Origin of the sequence: Vibrio orientalis CIP 102891 = ATCC 33934 (assembly GCF_000176235.1) — a bacterium.
Lineage (GTDB): Bacteria > Pseudomonadota > Gammaproteobacteria > Enterobacterales > Vibrionaceae > Vibrio > Vibrio orientalis.
Map to the genome: position 1 here is coordinate 2,009,216 of NZ_ACZV01000005.1, position 18,248 is coordinate 2,027,463.

At 44.8% G+C, this 18,248-nt stretch carries 16 protein-coding genes and 2 tRNA genes; 3 read left to right on the top strand and 15 right to left on the bottom strand.

Translation table 11 applies throughout. The features are described from left to right. Positions 1-26: 26 nt before the first annotated feature. The 10 genes from truB to ubiT form a co-directional block, all read right to left on the bottom strand. Positions 27-977 carry a tRNA pseudouridine(55) synthase TruB gene (gene truB, locus VIA_RS19830; RefSeq protein ID WP_004415508.1) on the bottom strand — a complete coding sequence of 317 codons (951 nt, stop codon included), beginning with the start codon at positions 975-977 and terminating at the stop codon, positions 27-29. Beyond that, positions 977-1,384: a 30S ribosome-binding factor RbfA gene (gene rbfA, locus VIA_RS19835; protein ID WP_004415511.1), complete on the bottom strand. Its 408-nt coding sequence runs from the start codon at positions 1,382-1,384 to the stop codon at positions 977-979. Before rbfA ends, truB begins: the two co-directional genes overlap by 1 nt. A gap of 114 nt (positions 1,385-1,498) precedes the next feature. Then, the gene (infB, locus tag VIA_RS19840) at positions 1,499-4,186 is read right to left on the bottom strand and encodes a translation initiation factor IF-2 (RefSeq protein WP_004415513.1); all 2,688 of its coding nucleotides are present in this window, start codon (positions 4,184-4,186) and stop codon (positions 1,499-1,501) included. 22 nt (positions 4,187-4,208) lie between these two features. After that, on the bottom strand, positions 4,209-5,696 hold the full coding sequence (gene nusA / locus VIA_RS19845; protein ID WP_004415516.1) for a transcription termination factor NusA: 1,488 nt from the start codon (positions 5,694-5,696) through the stop codon (positions 4,209-4,211). A gap of 24 nt (positions 5,697-5,720) precedes the next feature. After that, on the bottom strand, positions 5,721-6,176 hold the full coding sequence (gene rimP / locus VIA_RS19850; protein ID WP_004415518.1) for a ribosome maturation factor RimP: 456 nt from the start codon (positions 6,174-6,176) through the stop codon (positions 5,721-5,723). A gap of 222 nt (positions 6,177-6,398) precedes the next feature. Then, a tRNA-Met gene (locus tag VIA_RS19855) sits at positions 6,399-6,475 on the bottom strand. A gap of 56 nt (positions 6,476-6,531) precedes the next feature. Then, positions 6,532-6,615, bottom strand: a tRNA-Leu gene (locus VIA_RS19860). Positions 6,616-6,644: 29 nt separating this feature from the next. Then, positions 6,645-6,977: a preprotein translocase subunit SecG gene (gene secG, locus VIA_RS19865; protein WP_004415521.1), complete on the bottom strand. Its 333-nt coding sequence runs from the start codon at positions 6,975-6,977 to the stop codon at positions 6,645-6,647. A gap of 223 nt (positions 6,978-7,200) precedes the next feature. Continuing rightward, positions 7,201-7,704 carry a GNAT family N-acetyltransferase gene (locus tag VIA_RS19870; RefSeq protein WP_004415523.1) on the bottom strand — a complete coding sequence of 168 codons (504 nt, stop codon included), beginning with the start codon at positions 7,702-7,704 and terminating at the stop codon, positions 7,201-7,203. Next, on the bottom strand, positions 7,688-8,215 hold the full coding sequence (ubiT, locus tag VIA_RS19875) for a ubiquinone anaerobic biosynthesis accessory factor UbiT (protein WP_004415525.1): 528 nt from the start codon (positions 8,213-8,215) through the stop codon (positions 7,688-7,690). The genes VIA_RS19870 and ubiT overlap by 17 nt, the downstream gene beginning before the upstream one ends. Before the next feature lie 196 nt (positions 8,216-8,411). On the opposite strand from ubiT, the gene VIA_RS19880 reads away from it, so the two are divergent. From VIA_RS19880 to VIA_RS19890, 3 genes are all read left to right on the top strand, one after another. Next, on the top strand, positions 8,412-10,451 hold the full coding sequence (locus VIA_RS19880; RefSeq protein WP_004416881.1) for a sensor domain-containing protein: 2,040 nt from the start codon (positions 8,412-8,414) through the stop codon (positions 10,449-10,451). A 117-nt stretch (positions 10,452-10,568) separates the two neighbouring features. Next, positions 10,569-11,582 (top strand): ubiquinone anaerobic biosynthesis protein UbiU, encoded by a 1,014-nt coding sequence (ubiU, locus tag VIA_RS19885; RefSeq protein ID WP_004415530.1) that lies wholly within the window; start codon positions 10,569-10,571, stop codon positions 11,580-11,582. A gap of 20 nt (positions 11,583-11,602) precedes the next feature. Then, complete coding sequence (locus VIA_RS19890) at positions 11,603-12,481, top strand: U32 family peptidase (protein ID WP_004415535.1); 879 nt, start codon at positions 11,603-11,605, stop codon at positions 12,479-12,481. A 44-nt stretch (positions 12,482-12,525) separates the two neighbouring features. Here VIA_RS19890 and VIA_RS19895 read toward each other — a convergent pair whose 3' ends face one another. The 5 genes from VIA_RS19895 to rpsO all read right to left on the bottom strand — a co-directional run bounded on the left by VIA_RS19895 (position 12,526) and on the right by rpsO (position 18,196). Further along, positions 12,526-13,863, bottom strand: a complete 1,338-nt coding sequence (locus VIA_RS19895) for an MATE family efflux transporter (protein ID WP_004415537.1) — start codon at positions 13,861-13,863, stop codon at positions 12,526-12,528. A gap of 42 nt (positions 13,864-13,905) precedes the next feature. Continuing rightward, positions 13,906-14,319, bottom strand: a complete 414-nt coding sequence (locus tag VIA_RS19900; RefSeq protein WP_004415540.1) for a MarR family winged helix-turn-helix transcriptional regulator — start codon at positions 14,317-14,319, stop codon at positions 13,906-13,908. 103 nt (positions 14,320-14,422) lie between these two features. Beyond that, positions 14,423-15,340, bottom strand: a complete 918-nt coding sequence (nlpI, locus tag VIA_RS19905; RefSeq protein WP_004415544.1) for a lipoprotein NlpI — start codon at positions 15,338-15,340, stop codon at positions 14,423-14,425. Between the two features lie 127 nt (positions 15,341-15,467). Then, positions 15,468-17,600 (bottom strand): polyribonucleotide nucleotidyltransferase, encoded by a 2,133-nt coding sequence (gene pnp, locus VIA_RS19910; RefSeq protein ID WP_004415547.1) that lies wholly within the window; start codon positions 17,598-17,600, stop codon positions 15,468-15,470. Between the two features lie 326 nt (positions 17,601-17,926). After that, on the bottom strand, positions 17,927-18,196 hold the full coding sequence (gene rpsO / locus VIA_RS19915) for a 30S ribosomal protein S15 (RefSeq protein WP_004415549.1): 270 nt from the start codon (positions 18,194-18,196) through the stop codon (positions 17,927-17,929). Between the last annotated feature and the right edge of the window lie 52 nt (positions 18,197-18,248).

The following is an 18,248-nucleotide window of genomic DNA, read 5'->3' on the forward strand; positions in this document are numbered from 1 at the left end:
GGTTTTTTTATTCGCGGGAAAGCTAATTACTGCTCGGCTTCATCACGGAAAACAACAAGGCGCTTTGGCGCAACCTTACCGTCGCCATTAATTTCTGCAACACCAATAAAGAGTTTCTCTTCACCAGAAGTCATACGCAGTGGCGTCCCTTCTGGTGCGCCTAATACTTGTACTGGCATACCATGCTGTACTAGGTTGGTTAACTCAGCATTCAAATTCACCTCTGGCAAATCTTCAACTGCAGTATCCATTGGCAATAACAGCGGATCGAGCAACTCTTTAGGAGCAATTTCATCACGGTGTGCTTGCTCAAGTAGCTCATTTAACTGCTCAAGCGTCACCATCTTCTCATACGGGTATTTTGCAACCCCAGTACGACGAAGCATAGTCACATGAGCGCCACAACCTAGCATTTCACCCAGGTCATCGACGATAGTACGGATATAAGTGCCTTTAGAACAGTGTACTTCCATCTCCACTTCATCACCTTCAAAGCGATGCAGGACAATTTCATACACGGTAATCTTGCGTGATTCACGCGGCACTTCAATACCTTGACGAGCATACTCGTACAAAGGCTTGCCTTGATACTTCAACGCAGAAAACATTGAAGGCACTTGGTCAGATTCACCACGGAACTTATCGATACACTCTTCAAGCTTATCTAAAGAAACGTCTACTGGACGAGTCTCAACAACTTCACCATCTGAATCAGATGTATCGGTACGCTGACCTAATTTCGCGATAACTCGGTAACGTTTGTCAGAATCCAACAGGAACTGAGAAAACTTGGTTGCTTCACCAAGGCAAATTGGCAGCATACCTGTCGCTAGGGGATCCAGTGCACCGGTATGACCTGCTTTTTCTGCAAAGTAAATGCGCTTTACTTTTTGCAGTGCATCATTAGATGAAATGCCTGTTGGTTTATCCAAAAGGATAACGCCATTAATTGGACGACCTTTACGACGACGAGCCATTACTCTTCACCTGTCTGGTCTTCTTCGCGACCTGAATCTTGTTGCTTGCGCTTGTCTTCGCTGACCACTTCAGACACAAGGTTCGACATACGCATACCCTCAACTAGAGTATTGTCGTAGTAGAAGCGAACTTCTGGCGTTAGACGTAGACGAATGCGCTTACCTAGCATCATACGAATGTGCACTTCGTGCTCACGCAGTGCTTCTAGGCAAGATTCTGGTGTTTGCTCACCAATGCATAGGAAAGTAACGAATACTTTTGCATACGCTAGGTCACGTGACACTTCTACATCAGAAATGGTCACCATACCTAGGCGAGAATCACGAACTTCACGTTGAAGGATCATCGCAAGTTCTTTTTGCAGCTGCTGTGCAACACGCTGCGTGCGGCTAAATTCTTTTGACATATCTTTTCTCTTATTAGAAAGAATGGGGGGATGGATAAATTCCAGCCCCCCATGGCGTATTCAACAACCAATTACTGCTTATTCATCAATGAGTAAGCCAGCAATGTTAGTCAATTAGTCAAGAGTACGTTTAACTTCTACGATTTCGAATACTTCGATCTGGTCACCAACGCGAACATCATTGTAGTTCTTAACGCCGATACCACACTCGTAGCCGTTCTTAACTTCTTGAACGTCATCTTTAAAGCGACGAAGTGACTCTAGTTCACCTTCATAGATAACAACGTTCTCACGTAGTACGCGGATAGGGTTGCTACGTTTGATGATGCCTTCAGTAACCATACAACCAGCGATTGCGCCCAGTTTAGGTGACTTAAATACGTCACGTACTTCAGCAAGACCAATGATCTCTTGCTTGAATTCTGGAGCTAGCATGCCGCCCATTGCTTGTTTCACTTCATCAATCAATTGGTAAATGATTGAGTAGTAACGTAGGTCAACGTTAGCTGATTCAATTGCACGACGCGCTGAAGCATCTGCACGAACGTTGAAGCCAAGGATGATAGCGTTTGAAGCTTCAGCAAGAACAGCGTCAGTTTCAGTAATACCACCAACACCAGAACCTACGATGTTCACTTTCACTTCGTCAGTAGAAAGTTTCAGTAGCGAGTCTGCGATTGCTTCAACAGAACCTTGAACGTCTGCTTTAAGTACAACGTTAAGTTCAGCAACTTCACCAGCAGTCATGTTAGAGAACATGTTCTCTAACTTAGACTTCTGCTGACGAGCAAGTTTCACGTCACGGAATTTACCTTGACGGTAGTTTGCAACTTCACGCGCTTTACGCTCATCACGAACTACAGTTGCTTCGTCACCTGAAGATGGCACACCAGATAGACCGATGATTTCTACAGGGATAGAAGGACCTGCTGAAGTGATTTCTTTACCATTTTCGTCGCGCATTGCACGAACGCGGCCGTATTCTTGACCACAAAGTAAGATATCACCTTTGTTTAGCGTACCTGATTGAACAAGTACTGTTGCAACTGGACCACGACCTTTATCTAGGCGAGATTCAACAACAACACCAGACGCCATGCCTTCTTCAACTGCAGTCAGTTCTAGAACTTCAGATTGTAGAAGGATAGTCTCTAGAAGACCTTCGATGTTTGTACCCTGTTTCGCAGAGATGTGAACGAACATGTTCTCACCGCCCCACTCCTCAGGAATAACGTCATATTGAGCTAGCTCGTTCTTAACGTTATCTGGGTTTGCGTCTTCTTTATCGATCTTGTTTACAGCAACAATCAGAGGAACACCCGCCGCTTTCGCGTGCTGGATCGCTTCGATTGTCTGTGGCATTACGCCATCGTCTGCTGCTACTACTAGAACAACGATATCTGTCGCTTGAGCACCACGAGCACGCATTGCTGTAAATGCCGCGTGTCCAGGAGTATCAAGGAAGGTGATCATACCGTTATCAGTTTCAACGTGGTATGCACCGATGTGCTGCGTGACACCGCCCGCTTCACCTGAAGCAACGTGTGCTTTACGGATGTAGTCAAGTGTAGACGTTTTACCATGGTCTACGTGACCCATGATAGTTACTACTGGTGCACGAGGTACTGATTCTAAGCTGTTATCACGATCTGATAGTACCGCTTCTTCTAGCTCGTTCTCTTTGCGTAGGATAACCTTGTGACCCATTTCTTCAGCAACAAGCGCCGCTGTTTCTTGGTCGATCACTTGGTTGATAGTCGCCATTGCGCCCATCTTCATCATTACTTTGATAACTTCTGTGCCTTTAACAGACATCTTGTTAGCAAGCTCTGAGACAACAATAGTTTCGCCGATAGCAACGTCTGCTTTCGCTACTGTTGCCGTTTTATCGAAACCTTGTTGCATTGAAGTAGGCTTAGCTAGTTTACCTCTGTTGCGGCCACGGCCACCACGTTGGTTACGGCCACCACGGTTTTGATCATCGTTGCCAGAAGTTTTCTTCTTCTTCTTACGACGGCCACCTTCTTCTTTACGGTCAGCTGCATCTTCAGCTTCACGAGCGTAAGTAGAAGTCGTTACGTGGTAGTCAGAATTCTCTAACTCTTTCTTCTTCTTCTCTTCTTCAGTCCAGCGCGCTTCGTTTTCTTCAGCTAGCTTACGAGCTTCTTCAACAAGCTTCGCAGCTTCTTGCTCTGCTTTGCGCTGTGCTTCTTCTTCCTGACGACGCTTAAGTTCGTCAGCTTCTTTCTTCGCTTGAGTATTCACTTCTGCATTTTTTGCATTCATGTCTTTCTTAGCCTTATCAGCTTGTACGCGTTGTGCCTTCTCTTCAGCGTCACGTTTTGCATCCGCTTCTCGCTTCGCTTTCTCTTCGGCCTCGCGTTGTGCTTTCTCTGCAGCTTCACGTTTTGCAAGCTCTTCAGCTTCACGTTTCGCAAGCTCTTCAGCGTCACGCTTCGCTGCTTCCTCAGCTTCGCGTTTTGCTTCGTCTTCGATAGTGCTGCGCTTCACGTAAGTACGCTTCTTACGCACTTCTACTTGAACATCCTTACTCTTGCCGCCACCTGCATTTACGCTCAGTGTGCTGCGAGTTTTACGCTGTAGAGTTAAGCGAGTAGGCTCAGTTTCACCTGAAGTGTCACCGTGCTCTTTCTTAAGGTGAGTCAAAAGCTTCTGCTTCTCGTCGTCAGAAACTTGATCACTACTCGCTTTCTTCATACCAGCGTCAGCAAGTTGTTCTAATAAGCGGTCCACTGGAGTTCCAATTTCTTCACTCAGTGCTTTAACAGTAATTTGTGTCATGCCGCTTCCTCCTTGCTGAAAATTATGCGTCTTCGCCGAACCAACAAATATTACGAGCTGCCATGATTAGCTCACCCGCACGTTCTTCGGTTAGACCTTCAATACCTTCAATATCGTCGATACCCTGATCAGCAAGGTCTTCTAGTGTTGCTACACCTTTTGCTGCCAGTTTAAATGCCATCTCACGCTCAAGACCTTCTAGGCCTAGTAGGTCTTCTGCAGGCTCAACACCTTCGAAAGACTCTTCTTGTGCAAGCGCAAGTGTGGTTAGTGCATTCTTAGCACGACTACGTAGTTCTTCTACTAGGTCTTCATCTAGACCATCAACTTCAAGAAGCTCGTTTACAGGAACGTAAGCAACTTCTTCTAGCGTTGAGAAGCCTTCTTCAACAAGTAGTTGAGCAAAGTCTTCTTCGATATCTAGGTGCTTCATGAAGCTTTCAATTGCAGCTTGAGATTCTTCAGCGTGTTTCTTATGAAGATCTTCAACTGTCATTACGTTTAGTTCCCAACCAGTTAGTTGAGACGCTAGGCGTACGTTTTGACCATTACGGCCGATAGCTTGCGCTAGGTTGTCTGCTTCAACAGCGATGTCCATTGTGTTTGTATCTTCATCAACAATGATAGAAGCAACATCAGCAGGAGCCATTGCGTTGATAACAAACTGAGCTGGGTTATCGTCCCAAAGTACGATATCGATACGCTCACCACCAAGCTCGCCAGATACAGCTTGTACACGTGCACCACGCATACCAACACACGCACCTACAGGGTCGATACGTTTGTCGTTTGTTTTAACTGCGATTTTAGCGCGAGAACCTGGATCGCGAGCTGCACCTTTCAGTTCGATGATCTCTTCAGCGATTTCTGGTACTTCAACACGGAACAGTTCAGCTAGCATTTCTGGCTTAGAGCGTGTGATGAACAGCTGGAAGCCACGTGCTTCTGGAGCAACTTTGTACAGAAGACCACGAACACGGTCACCTGGACGGAAGTTTTCACGAGGAAGTTGGTCATCACGTAGGATAACCGCTTCAGCGTTGTTACCTAGGTCAAGAACAACCGTTTCACGGTTTACTTTCTTAACCACACCAGTAACTAGCTCACCTTCGTTATCGATGAACTGTTCTACGATTTGAGCACGCTCAGCTTCACGTACTTTTTGTACGATAACTTGCTTAGCCGTTTGAGTCGTAATACGGTCAAACGTTACTGACTCAATATCATCTTCAACAAAGTCACCAACATTTAGTTCTGGATCTTCGTATTGAGCCGCTTCTAAAGAGATCTCTTTAGTTGGACTTTCTACAACTTCTACTACTTCCCAGCGACGGAAAGTTTCAAATTCACCAGTTTTACGGTCGATCTCAACACGAACGTCAATTTCCATTTCGTGTTTTTTCTTAGTTGATGTTGCTAGAGCAATTTCAAGGGCTTCAAAGATGCGTTCACGAGGTACCGCTTTTTCGTTCGATACCGCTTCTACTACCGCTAAAATTTCTTTACTCATTTTAAATAGCCTCTAAGACTTTAATTAAAATTTAGGGATAAGGTTAGCTTTTGAGATGTTGCTTAGAGCAAACTCTTCTTCATTACCTTCAACAGTAACAGAGATTGTCTCACCATCGACGGCGTGGATTACACCTTTCCACTTACGACGGTTGCCAACAGCCATCTTCAAAACGATGCTTACCTCGTGACCAATAAATTGTTCATAGTGTGCAGCTTTGAAAAGTGGTCTTTCTAAACCTGGTGAAGACACTTCAAGGTTGTAAGCCACAGTAATTGGATCTTCAACGTCCATAACCGCACTCACTTGGCGGCTAACTTCAGCACAATCGTCGACATTAATGCCGTTCTCGTGATCGATGAAAATACGTAACGTTGAATGCTCGCCTGCGCGAATAAATTCTAATCCAACTAACTCATAACCTGATGCCGCTACAGGAGCTTCAAGCATTTCAGTAAGTTGTCTTTCTAAACCAGTCATTTTAACCACTCCAGAAACAAAAAAAGGGCTCAGAGCCCAATTTAAATTCCAAGCAAAGCTCTAAATCTCCAGTTAAGGAAATTTAGATAACAAAAAACCCCGAAAAGTCGGGGTTTTTGTTGCTGGACCCTGATACGTTAGATGATATCTATGCCATCTAACTCGTAGTATTACTACTACGCAAACTTGTCCCAATCCACTATCTATAAAAGAAAAGGGATTTGGTTGCGGGGGCCGGATTTGAACCGACGACCTTCGGGTTATGAGCCCGACGAGCTACCAAGCTGCTCCACCCCGCGTCCGACTTGTCGAGCATTATACGCTCTCCAAGGTGTTTTACAAGTTTGTAAATCAATGGTGCCGAGAGAGGGACTCGAACCCTCACACCTAAGGCACTAGCACCTCATGCTAGCGTGTCTACCAATTTCACCATCTCGGCAGCTAAATCTATCTAAAAGCTAGAATAGCTTATTGAGGAATTTCGTCGCCTTGAGGGGCTGGAATTTCACTCGCATCATCAGCTTGCTGGATAACCTGACCTTGAGTCGGGTCTACCCACTGTGACTCAGTCTTATGTGTAGACATATTACCAAGCACTAAGCTAAGGATGAAAAATACTGTTGCAAAAATTGCAGTCATTCGGGTTAGGAAGTTACCTGAGCCGCTTGCGCCAAACACTGTGTTTGATGCGCCAGCACCGAATGAGGCTCCCATATCTGCGCCTTTACCTTGTTGAATCAACACTAGGCCGATTACACCAACCGCTGCCAACAGGTAAATCACAAGTAGAACTGTAAACATGATTTCCACCTATGTTCCAAATTGTTGAGCCAGCGCCGCTCGAAAACGCATTTTATCGTGTTTTTGAACAAGGCTAGCGACCTCCTTATCGAAGGCCGAGCAATACTAGCGAAACACGATTACGCTGACAAGTAGATTTTTTCAAAAAAGCACGCACTTAGACTTAAGCGGTCAAAAAAAGGACAAAAGTATAACTTTTCTTTCGCTCCTCTTTTATTGCGCGCTAAATTTCTAAAAATTCAGGACTATACTCAATCAAGCCTGAGTGGCCATCCAGTTCACCATCAGCGAGTGCCACAGCTTGGAATGCCCCTTCTGGTACTTCCCATTGGCAATGCATATTGAACTTAGCGCTACTCTCAAAACCAAAACGGCCATAATAAGCAGGATCACCCAGTACCACACAAGCTGGGTAGCCAAACTCCAGTAAAGAAGCAAAGCCCTCTTTGACTAATTCGGCAGCAATGCCTTGGTTACGATAATCTTGATGTACAGCTAAAGGGGCTAAACCTTGCCAATTAAGATCGCTACCTGCAATCGTTACTGGACTAAACAGCACATAACCTATAACTTCACCTTCATCGCTACAAGCAACTAGGGAAAGTGTACGGCGGCCGTTTTCTCTCAGCTTCATCACTAAGTTAGCTTCAGCCTCAGTCTCAAATATAGACTTCAGTAATCTATCGATAGCCAGGATATCTGCTGGCGCTTCAGTTCGAATAAGCATTTACAACCTCTTTTTGTGTTGTAGGCGATTGTAAGCCCTTTTGCACAAAATCGGCTAGTTGATTTAGAAGAGTTTGTAATGCTTTTGGTAAAGATTCGAGATCAACACTGTCCATTAGGTTTTTAACTTCAAGCCCTAGCTCAGTATCACCTTCGATTTTTAGACGACGTTGGAAAAACAAAGTGTCTGGATCTTCTTTGCGCCCGGCAATCAAAACAAGGTCATTGAGGTTACCACTGAACAGCACATCCTCTTTGACTTCGTGATCTGCCACGACAATTTGCTCATTTTCATAGCTAATCAACCAACTTAGCTGCATATCTTTTACTTCTACTTTTAGCCACTTATCTTCAAGAAACTCAAAGTCTCCGTCTTCTAACGCTTCTTTAAACACAGTTTTTAGCCCTTCAAGCAAGGCTTTTTTTTGTACAGTTTGAGGCAATAAGTGGACTGGAGATCGCAAAATTGATGCGGCATTTTGAACTAGTTGGGTGCGAATCTTGTTAATCACGCGAATTATCCGTTACTTTGTTAGCTAAGTCCCCCATCATAGAGTATGTTTTACTGCCAATTCCTGTTATTTATCAAAAAATAGGTGCTCTGGTTTAACTCTTTAAACTAGGCGCTAGGACAGTTATAGTAATTACATCACTCAGGTTCACTTATACTGTGAATATATTGCTCGTCGGAGAGTCGGAACAAACTTGATGCTATCGCAACAATTACAGCACTGGTTTACAAAAATAACGGCCAATAGTCCGTTTTTTTTCGCCATTCTGGATAACCAGCATAATTATGCGATGGTTAACGGGCGCTATTGTGATATTGCAGGTTTAACCTCAACCGAATTGGTCGGCATGAATGACAGCCAGATCATGGGCCAACAGTTCTATGACCATTTAAAGCCTTACTATGCGAGGGCCTTTAAAGGTGAATCCATAGAAGCAGAAATGACGATTGGCGATCTGGGTCTTGAGACGAGTCTTCATTTCAATCTCTCGCCAATCGACAGTGACGGCAAAATTGAGCATGTCATTTTTCATGCGCTCGATACCTCAGAAAAGCAAATCTTAGTCCGCTCATTAGAAGAATCTGAAGGTAAATTCTCTACCCTGACATCTTTACTGCCAGAGGGCATTTTCCTTCTCGAAGGTGACTGTATCATCTCAGCCAATCCAGCAGCACTGCGCTTACTTGGCTTTGAGTCAATGCAAGATATTCTTGGAGAGAGCTTATCGAGACTTTTCGTCGATGAAAAAACTAAAACGGTTTTTTCAGACAGTTTCATCGAACAATTGAGTGAAACACCGTTAACTTGTCTAACAGGGCCTCGCTGCGGCTTTGAGCGCAAAGTACAATTGCTCGCCGACTCTACTATGGTCTTGGGCAGCGATTCGCAACTGGTGCTGATTCAAGATGCAGAATCAGGCCAAGTAACGTTATCAAGCTCGCAGCACGAAGATGCCCACTTAGATTCACTAACTGGACTGTATAATCGTTTCGGTTTTACCAAGCGACTAGAGCAGCTGATTCACAACGAAACGCCGCTCATCATGCTTTATCTTGATATCGATAACTTCAAAAACATTAATGACTCTTTAGGCCACCATATTGGCGACAAAGTCATTAAAGAAGTCTCTTCTCGTCTTAAGCGTCTTTTACCACAGCAAGCGGTGTTAGGGCATTTAGGAGGTGATGAGTTTGGAATTATCCTACCTGAACCTGACAACAACCGTATGGTCGAAATGTTGTCAGAGCGCATTATCTCTTTGATCAATCAGCCTTTTGATCTCCACCACTTCAGTAAGCGACTCGCTTGTTCGATTGGTAGTGTCGCCTACCCTGGCGATGGCAACGATGCACGTATTCTGCTGCAAAATGCAGACACCGCGATGTATGAAGCGAAAGATCGTGGCCGTAACCGTCTGATCAAGTTCAATGATCAAATGAACAAAGAAGCGCGAATGCGTCTATGGCTAGAGATCGAACTGCAAAAAGCACTGCAACAAAATGGTTTGGAGGTTTGGTATCAACCTAAAGTCAATGCACGCGACTTTAGTATCAATGGCGCCGAGGCGTTGATCCGCTGGAAACACCCTGTTGAAGGCTATATTAGTCCTGGTGCATTTATCCCTGTCGCAGAACGCGCGGGCCTTATCGAACATTTAGGCCGAGTGGTTATGCGTGATGTATTTGCAACAGTTAAACGCTGGAAGCTACAGGGAATCCTGCCCGGCCGCGTTGCGATCAACTTGTCACCAGAACAGTTTGGTAACCCTAAACTGATCGACTATATGGAAAAGTTACTGCGTACCACTGAGCTTGATCCTAGCTGTATTACCTTTGAGCTTACCGAAAGTGCCGTGATGAGTGACAGTGAACACACACTGCAAATGCTCAATGCAATCAAGAGACTTGGTTTTGCCCTATCGATTGATGATTTTGGTACGGGTTACTCATCTCTCTCTTACCTAGCACGCTTCCCAATTGATGAGCTAAAAATTGACCGCGCTTTCATCTCTGATATTGATACGCTGCCGAAGCAGATCACCGTGATTGAAAACATCATCAACCTCGGTAAGTCTCTTAACTTAACCGTTGTTGCTGAAGGGGTTGAAACTCAACAGCAGGCAACCCTATTATCCAACCTCAACTGTAACTCCATTCAGGGCTTCCACTTCTACCGCCCTCAACCACGACAAGAAGTTGAAGAGCTGTTTGCACAAAACCGTCGCCACAAAAACTAACTCTAAGTGATTATTTAACTTAGAAACTCACTCAAACCTGCCTTACATCAAATTTGCCATTCACAATTCTTCATAAAATGCTCAACAATTTTAGAAGAACACAGTCTTGGTAGAGCAATGGAACTCCTATGCCCAGCAGGTAATCTACCTGCATTAAAAACTGCAATTGATTGTGGCGCAGATGCGGTCTACATCGGTTTTAAAGATGACACCAATGCGCGACATTTTGCGGGTTTGAATTTCACTGGTAAAAAACTCGAAAAAGCGGTGCAGTATGTTCATGACAACAAGAAAAAGATTCATGTTGCGTTGAACACCTTTGCTCACCCTAATGGGTTTGAACGTTGGACTGAGGCGGTTGACCGTGCTGCCCATAGTGGGGTTGATGCGCTGATTGTCGCAGACATTGCCGTACTGGAGTATGCCGCACGTAAATACCCTGAACTTGAGCTTCACCTCTCCGTTCAAGCATCCGCGACCAACGTTGCTGCTATCGATTTCTATAAAAACAACTTCAACGTTAAGCGTGTTGTTTTACCGCGCGTATTGTCTATCCATCAGGTGAAACAGCTGTCACGCAATATCACCAGTGATGTTGAACTTGAAGTGTTTGCCTTTGGCAGCCTATGTATTATGTCGGAAGGCCGCTGTTACCTTTCTTCATACATGACTGGGGAATCACCAAATACGGTTGGTGCTTGCTCACCAGCAAAATATGTTCGCTGGCAAGAGACAGATAACGGTTTGGAGTCACGCCTCAATGATATTCTTATCGACCGTTACAGCGATGGTGAAAACGCAGGCTACCCAACATTGTGTAAAGGGCGCTTCGTCACCGAACTCGACAATCAGAGCAAGGCTTACCACGCGCTGGAAGAGCCAACCAGTTTAAATACTTTATCCATGCTACCGGATTTATTTGCCGCTAATGTTGCTTCGGTGAAGATTGAAGGTCGTCAGCGTAGCCCTGCTTATGTGGAGCAAGTGACACGTACATGGCGCGCAGCGATCGACCGCTACCTAGCCAACCCAGAAGGCTACCATGTTGAACCTGCTTGGGATGCTGCTCTCGCAAATGTCTCAGAAGGCACACAAACCACGCTTGGTGCTTACCACCGTAAATGGCAGTAGAGAACAGAATGGAAAACAACATGAAATATGCACTAGGCCCACTGCTTTATTTTTGGCCGAAGCAGGACGTCGAAGACTTTTACAACCAAGCCAAAAATAGCTCTGCCGATATCATTTATCTAGGTGAAAGTGTCTGTTCAAAACGCAGAGAGATGAAGCCTGGCCACTGGTTTGAGATTGCTAAAGAACTCAGCAGTGCAGGAAAGCAAGTTGTCCTCTCAACAATGGCATTACTGGAAGCGCCAAGCGAAGTCAACGTGATGAAGAAATACATCAACAACGGTGACTTCGCGATTGAGGCAAACGATGTGTCGGCGATTCAATTAGCCTATGAGCATAAAGTACCTTTCGTCGTTGGCCCTGCGATCAATACCTACAATGCGCATACGCTAAATCTATTCTTGAAACAGGGAATGACCCGCTGGTGTATGCCGGTTGAACTGTCACGTGAGTGGCTGGGTAATGTGCTCAACCAATGTGATGAGTTAGGGATCAAGAATAAGTTTGAAGTGGAAGTGTTTAGCCACGGCTATCTGCCGCTAGCCTACTCTGCTCGCTGCTTTACTGCTCGTGCTGAGAATAAGGCTAAAGATGATTGTGAGACTTGTTGTATTAAATACCCGACTGGTATTCAAGTAAGCAGCCAAGAAGGCCAAGAGGTATTTAACCTTAACGGTATTCAGACTCAATCTGGCTATTGCTATAACCTGATCAACGATTTACCAAGCATGAATGGTTTAGTGGATGTGGTACGCCTTAGCCCTCTAGGTATCGATACCTTCTCTCAGATGGATAAGTTCCGTGCCAATGAACAAGGTCAGAGCCCTGCCACCATCGAAAGTCGTCAATGTAATGGCTATTGGCACCAGCTTGCTGGCCTAGAAATAAAAAACATCTAACGAATGCTAAAACATAGAAAAGGGCTCTAATGAGCCCTTTCTTTTTATGCGATGGCTTGTTCCGCCGGCTTATTTTCAAAGCGTCGTATATCCTTCATCAACATAAAGATAACGACTGCGCTGAGAGCAATATTCGACAATGGGTAAGCAATCCAAATACCTGGTACACCAAAAAGTTTCGGCATGATGTACAAGAATGGCAGTTGAATAAGCATGTTGCCGAGCATAACAAACATCGCTTTGCTGCCTTTATTGATCGCTTGGTAGTAAGCGCCCGCCACCACTAAAAAGCCGTCGAGAGCCAAAGCAAACATGTGTAGACGAATACCCAATACCGTATACTCCACTAGCTGAGTATTGCCTTTGTTGAATACGGATACAAATTGCGTTGGGAACAAGTTGAGCAGTATGACGAATACCACACCAACAGACACGGCACTGTACATCGCCACTTTCAACAATTTACGAATGTTCTCTTGATTACGAGCACCATGGTTATAGCTCACTAGTGGCTGCATACCATTCGCAATCCCTTCCGCTGTCAGGTAATAAACCGTGACGATATAGCCCAGAATCGCATAAGCACCAATCATCAGCTGATCACCGTACTGCGAAAACAGTGCATTATGCAGTGCCACCATCATTGAACCATATGCATACATAAAGAAACTTGACGTACCGATGGCAAAGATCTGAGGGATCACAGCGAACTTCAGCCTCAACTCACTCCAGCGCAGACGCAGCTTAGCTTTTGCTGAGAAGAAGTAAAATAAACCTAACCCTGTTACCACCAGTTGTGCGATTGCAGTCGCTAGCGCCGCTCCCATTAACTCCCAATCAAGCCAAGCAATAAACAGGTAATCTAACACGATGTTAATCAGCGCACCAATGACCATCAAGATTGTGGCCAGGTTTGGGCTATCATCATTACGAAGCAAAAATGGCATCGCAATTGAGCCCAACGTGAACGCACATGCGCCAATTAAGATATGAAGGTACTGAATACCGAGATCAAATACACGCCCTTCAGCCCCCTGCCAATAAAGAAATTCTTCCGCAAAGAAGAATAAGATCCCTGAAACAAATGGGGTCAGAGCAAACAACAAGACTAAGCCAGTCGCTAATATCTGCTTGGCGCCTTGCGTATCTTGCTCGCCTTGACGAATAGACACTAGCGCCCCTGTACCAACGCCCACCAGCATACCAATGCCGAGAATCGAGCCGATCACAGGCCACGCGACATTGATACCCGCTAGACCATCAGCGCCGACATAACGGCCAATAAAAATTCCATCAACGACTTGATATAAACCATTAACCAACATTGCCGCGACCGTTGGTATGGTATAACACCAAAATTGTTTATAGATTGAAGTTTGCATTCTTATCACCATTAGTTAGCAAGGCTAACTAAATAATTAAATTTAAGCTTTAAATGATTTTTCCAACAGCGATACCAATTGTTCGGCTTCTTTATCCGATAGTTTGGCGTTCATCGCTTGGGCAATTTCCTTATAAACAACTTGCTCTAGTGATAAATCCTGAATCACTTTTTCCGTCAACGTCACTCGCTTAGAACGTGCATCTTCGTTACAAGGTACTCGAAGCACTAAACCTTTCTTTTCTAAACGTGCCACCATGTTTGATGCCGATGGCTTGCTGACTTTCATCTCTTCCGCTAAGTCAGTAATCCTCATCCCTTCAGGTGAAGTTTGGATCACTCTAAGGTAATCGAACTCATTAAAGCTCAGTAGCGATAACGGATCTTCCTTGGCATAGACACGCCAAGCTTTAGAACAGAATCGCTCTAACTCAATCAAACTGTTCTCTAATGTCATCTGTGTCGCACTTTAGTTAGCAAGGCTAACTATTTTAGCCATAATCACATTTTAGGCAATAAAAAACCGCTAAGAGCAGCGGTTTTATTTCATTAAAGAGTGCTTACTGAGCCTTTTGCGCTTTGGCCTGTTTGGCTTTAGCCAAGTGCTCCGCTTTAACTTGATTGTAGATACGACTCAACTCAAGGAAAGAGTAACGGTGCTCAACATATTCAAACACGTTAAATGAAATAGCTAGCTTGTATAGAGAGATTGCACTCGCAAAGTCGCCTTCAGCTTGGTAACGCTTACCTAGGTAGAAGTAAGCTTCCGTTAGGCGCTGCGCCAATACCGTGTTATCTCTTGTGCCAGCAAGAATCGCTTTGAAGGCTTGCTCTTCAGTCACGTCACCTAAAGTGATCGCCACTAATACCCAACCCCATTGCTCATCACGCATCTGGTAGCGTTGCTCCAGCTCTTGGCGCGCTAACTCAGGCTCCTTTTCATGCTTAACAATATAAAGCCATAGCGCTCTAAACGGATCACTTGGATCTTGATCGTAATGCTTTTGCATATCTTCTAAAGCAAGATCGATACGATCACCGTAATACAAAGCGATTGCTCTATTACGAGCGGCATAAGTATTGTCTGGGGCTAATTCGAGGGTTGAATCAAACGCGTCATAAGCGGCATCAAACTCACCTACTTGGGTAAAGTAGACACCGAGTAAGTTAAACAGATCAGGCTGTGCAGGATTTAATGCCAGTGATTGGTTGTAGTCCAATCGAGCCAAATCACGCAGACCAACGCTGTCATAGTAATTACCGCGCTCATAAAGCATTTTTGCTCTAACATCATTCGATAAATCAGGGCGCGTCAACAGCTGAGATAAACGAGCAATCTGAACTTCTTGTTGCACACTAGCCTGCAAAGGAACAGCCATTGGTGGGTATAGCCATTGCGCACTGTCATTAGAGGTTGAGGCACAACCGGCCGTGACTAATAGCACAAGACTAATCGATGCTGTTCGAAACCATTTCACGTATAGGTACTCCTGTCACTGAGCAAAATCTCAGTCTATACACATTAAAAAAGGGAGCGTAATGCTCCCTTTATAACATGCTTTTAGCAAAATTGGCTAATTCACTCATTAGCCTACAATGGCTAAATTATGCGTCAGTTGCTGGCTTTTCTTCAGCTACTGCTTCTTCTGTCTTTTCTACCGCTTCTTTCATGCTTAGACGAACGCGGCCCTGACGGTCGATTTCAAGTACTTTAACTTGAACTTCTTGACCTTCAGCAAGGTAGTCAGACACTTTCTCAACGCGCTTGTCAGCGATTTGAGAGATGTGTACTAGACCATCTTTACCAGGAAGAATAGTAACGAATGCACCGAAGTCCGCTAGACGAGCCACTTTACCTGTGTAGATACGGCCCACTTCAACTTCTGCAGTGATCTCTTCGATACGACGGATTGCTTCTTGCGCAGCTGTACCTTCAGTTGCAGCAATCTTGATTGTACCATCGTCTTCGATTTCGATAGTTGTACCTGTCTCTTCAGTTAGAGCACGGATAACTGCACCACCTTTACCGATAACGTCTTTGATCTTCTCAGCGCTGATCTTCATTGTGTGAATGCGCGGAGCAAACTCAGAGATATCTTCACGAGCACCAGAGATAGCTTCATCCATTACAGATAGGATGTGCTTACGTGCACCTTGCGCTTGGTTAAGTGCAATTTGCATGATCTCTTTAGTGATACCTTCGATCTTGATATCCATCTGAAGTGCAGTGATACCGTCGTTAGTACCTGCTACTTTAAAGTCCATGTCACCTAGGTGGTCTTCGTCACCAAGGATGTCAGAAAGAACAACAAAGTCGTCGCCTTCTTTAACTAGACCCATTGCGATACCCGCAACAGAAGCTTTAATTGGAACACCTGCATCCATAAGTGCTAGAGAAGTACCACATACAGAAGCCATTGAAGAAGAACCGTTAGATTCTGTGATTTCTGATACTACACGTACTGTGTATGGGAACTCATCTACAGATGGCATTACAGCAGCAATACCACGCTTAGCAAGTTTACCGTGGCCGATTTCACGACGCTTAGGAGAACCTACAAAACCAGTTTCACCTACACAGTATGGAGGGAAGTTGTAGTGTAGTAGGAAGTGATCTTTACGCTCACCTGTTAGCTCGTCGATGATTTGAGCGTCGCGCTGCGTACCTAGAGTCGCAGTTACGATTGCCTGAGTTTCACCACGAGTGAATAGTGAAGAACCGTGAGTACGTGGAAGAACACCAGTACGTACGTCAAGCGCACGAACCATGTCTTTTTCACGACCATCGATACGTGGGTTACCAGCGATGATGCTACGACGAACAACTGTCTTCTCTAGATCGTGGAAGATAGTGTGAATTTCTTTCGTGTTTGCTTCTGGATCTTCAGCAAGTAGCACTTCATTTACTTCTGCAGCAATCGTGTGAATACGGTCGTAACGAGCCATCTTCTCAGTGATTTGGTAAGCTTCTACAAGCTTAGTTTCTGCTAGTTCAGCAATCTTAGCTACTAGTGCAGTGTTCTCTGCAGGAGCAACCCAATCCCAAGCTGGAGTTGCTACTTCAGCTGCGAATTCATTGATTGCAGAGATAACAACTTGCTGTTGGTCGTGGCCAAATACAACTGCAGAAAGCATTTCTTCTTCAGTTAGGTTGTCTGCTTCAGACTCAACCATAAGAACAGCGCCTTCAGTACCCGCTACAACTAGGTCAAGCTTAGACGTTGCTAGCTCAGTGTTGCTTGGGTTCAGAACTAGTTGACCATCGATATGGCCAACACGTGCTGCACCGATAGGACCGTTAAACGGAATACCAGAGATAGCAAGAGCAGCAGAAGTACCGATCATTGTTACCATGTCTGGTTGAACGTCTGGGTTTACTGACATTACTGTCGCGATAACCTGAACTTCGTTTTTGAATGCGTCTGGGAATAGAGGACGAATCGGACGGTCGATTAGACGAGCCGTTAGAGTTTCGCCTTCAGATGGACGACCTTCACGCTTGAAGAAGCCACCTGGGATTTTACCTGCCGCGTAAGTACGCTCTTGGTAGTTAACCGTTAGAGGGAAGAAGTCTTGACCTTCTACCGCTTCTTTCTTACCAACTACAGAAACGAATACTGATGTATCGTCCATAGTAACCATAACTGCTGCAGTAGCTTGACGTGCAATAACGCCAGTTTCTAGAGTAACTGTGTGGTTACCGTACTGGAACGTTTTAACAACTGGTTTTTCGAACATGGAAATTCCTTGTTTCTCAGCCTTCTATCATTCGATAGTGCTCAGATGATATTGATTTGGAACTCAAGACATCACAAATCGCGACTAGTGAAAATGAACTGTCGTTTGGGGGAGTTCACTTTGAATAGTCGCGACCTTTTGGTCGACGTGGTTGACTGCAATGCAATGAGTAATTACGTAGAAAATCCCAATTAGGGATTTTTACCGTGCGTAGTATAACGGTATAAAAGTGATTTGGCTAAGCTATAGCAATTAAAATAAGTAACGGGCAACAAAAAAGGGGCTAAAAGCCCCTTTTTCGACAAACTGTTCTATGCAGCCGCTGATTAGCGACGTAGGCCTAGACGCTTGATTAGATCTTGGTAACGAGAAAGGTTTTTGCCTTTCAGGTAGTCAAGAAGCTTACGACGGCGAGAAACCATACGTAGAAGACCACGACGGCTGTGGTGATCGCCTTTGTGCGCTTTGAAGTGACCTTGTAGGTGGTTGATAGAAGCTGTAAGTAGAGCTACTTGAACTTCTGGTGAACCTGTATCACCTTCAACTTGAGCGTATTCTGCAACGATTGCTGCTTTAGTTTCTGCATTCAGAGACATAATTCTCTCCTAAATAAGAGTAAGTTAAACATTGTGCCAGCCAATCTCTGAT

What these genes read in the sequence shown, in the direction of transcription:
- rimP (WP_004415518.1), bottom strand. Translation starts at nt 6,176, where the DNA reads ATGACTGGTTTAGAAAGACAACTTACTGAAATGCTTGAAGCTCCTGTA.
- rpsO (WP_004415549.1), bottom strand. Translation starts at nt 18,196, where the DNA reads ATGTCTCTGAATGCAGAAACTAAAGCAGCAATCGTTGCAGAATACGCT.
- VIA_RS19880 (WP_004416881.1), top strand. Translation starts at nt 8,412, where the DNA reads ATGCTATCGCAACAATTACAGCACTGGTTTACAAAAATAACGGCCAAT.
- VIA_RS19900 (WP_004415540.1), bottom strand. Translation starts at nt 14,319, where the DNA reads ATGACATTAGAGAACAGTTTGATTGAGTTAGAGCGATTCTGTTCTAAA.
- pnp (WP_004415547.1), bottom strand. Translation starts at nt 17,600, where the DNA reads ATGTTCGAAAAACCAGTTGTTAAAACGTTCCAGTACGGTAACCACACA.
- infB (WP_004415513.1), bottom strand. Translation starts at nt 4,186, where the DNA reads ATGACACAAATTACTGTTAAAGCACTGAGTGAAGAAATTGGAACTCCA.
- rbfA (WP_004415511.1), bottom strand. Translation starts at nt 1,384, where the DNA reads ATGTCAAAAGAATTTAGCCGCACGCAGCGTGTTGCACAGCAGCTGCAA.
- secG (WP_004415521.1), bottom strand. Translation starts at nt 6,977, where the DNA reads ATGTTTACAGTTCTACTTGTGATTTACCTGTTGGCAGCGGTTGGTGTA.
- VIA_RS19895 (WP_004415537.1), bottom strand. Translation starts at nt 13,863, where the DNA reads ATGCAAACTTCAATCTATAAACAATTTTGGTGTTATACCATACCAACG.
- VIA_RS19870 (WP_004415523.1), bottom strand. Translation starts at nt 7,704, where the DNA reads ATGCTTATTCGAACTGAAGCGCCAGCAGATATCCTGGCTATCGATAGA.
- nusA (WP_004415516.1), bottom strand. Translation starts at nt 5,696, where the DNA reads ATGAGTAAAGAAATTTTAGCGGTAGTAGAAGCGGTATCGAACGAAAAA.
- truB (WP_004415508.1), bottom strand. Translation starts at nt 977, where the DNA reads ATGGCTCGTCGTCGTAAAGGTCGTCCAATTAATGGCGTTATCCTTTTG.
- VIA_RS19890 (WP_004415535.1), top strand. Translation starts at nt 11,603, where the DNA reads ATGAAATATGCACTAGGCCCACTGCTTTATTTTTGGCCGAAGCAGGAC.
- ubiU (WP_004415530.1), top strand. Translation starts at nt 10,569, where the DNA reads ATGGAACTCCTATGCCCAGCAGGTAATCTACCTGCATTAAAAACTGCA.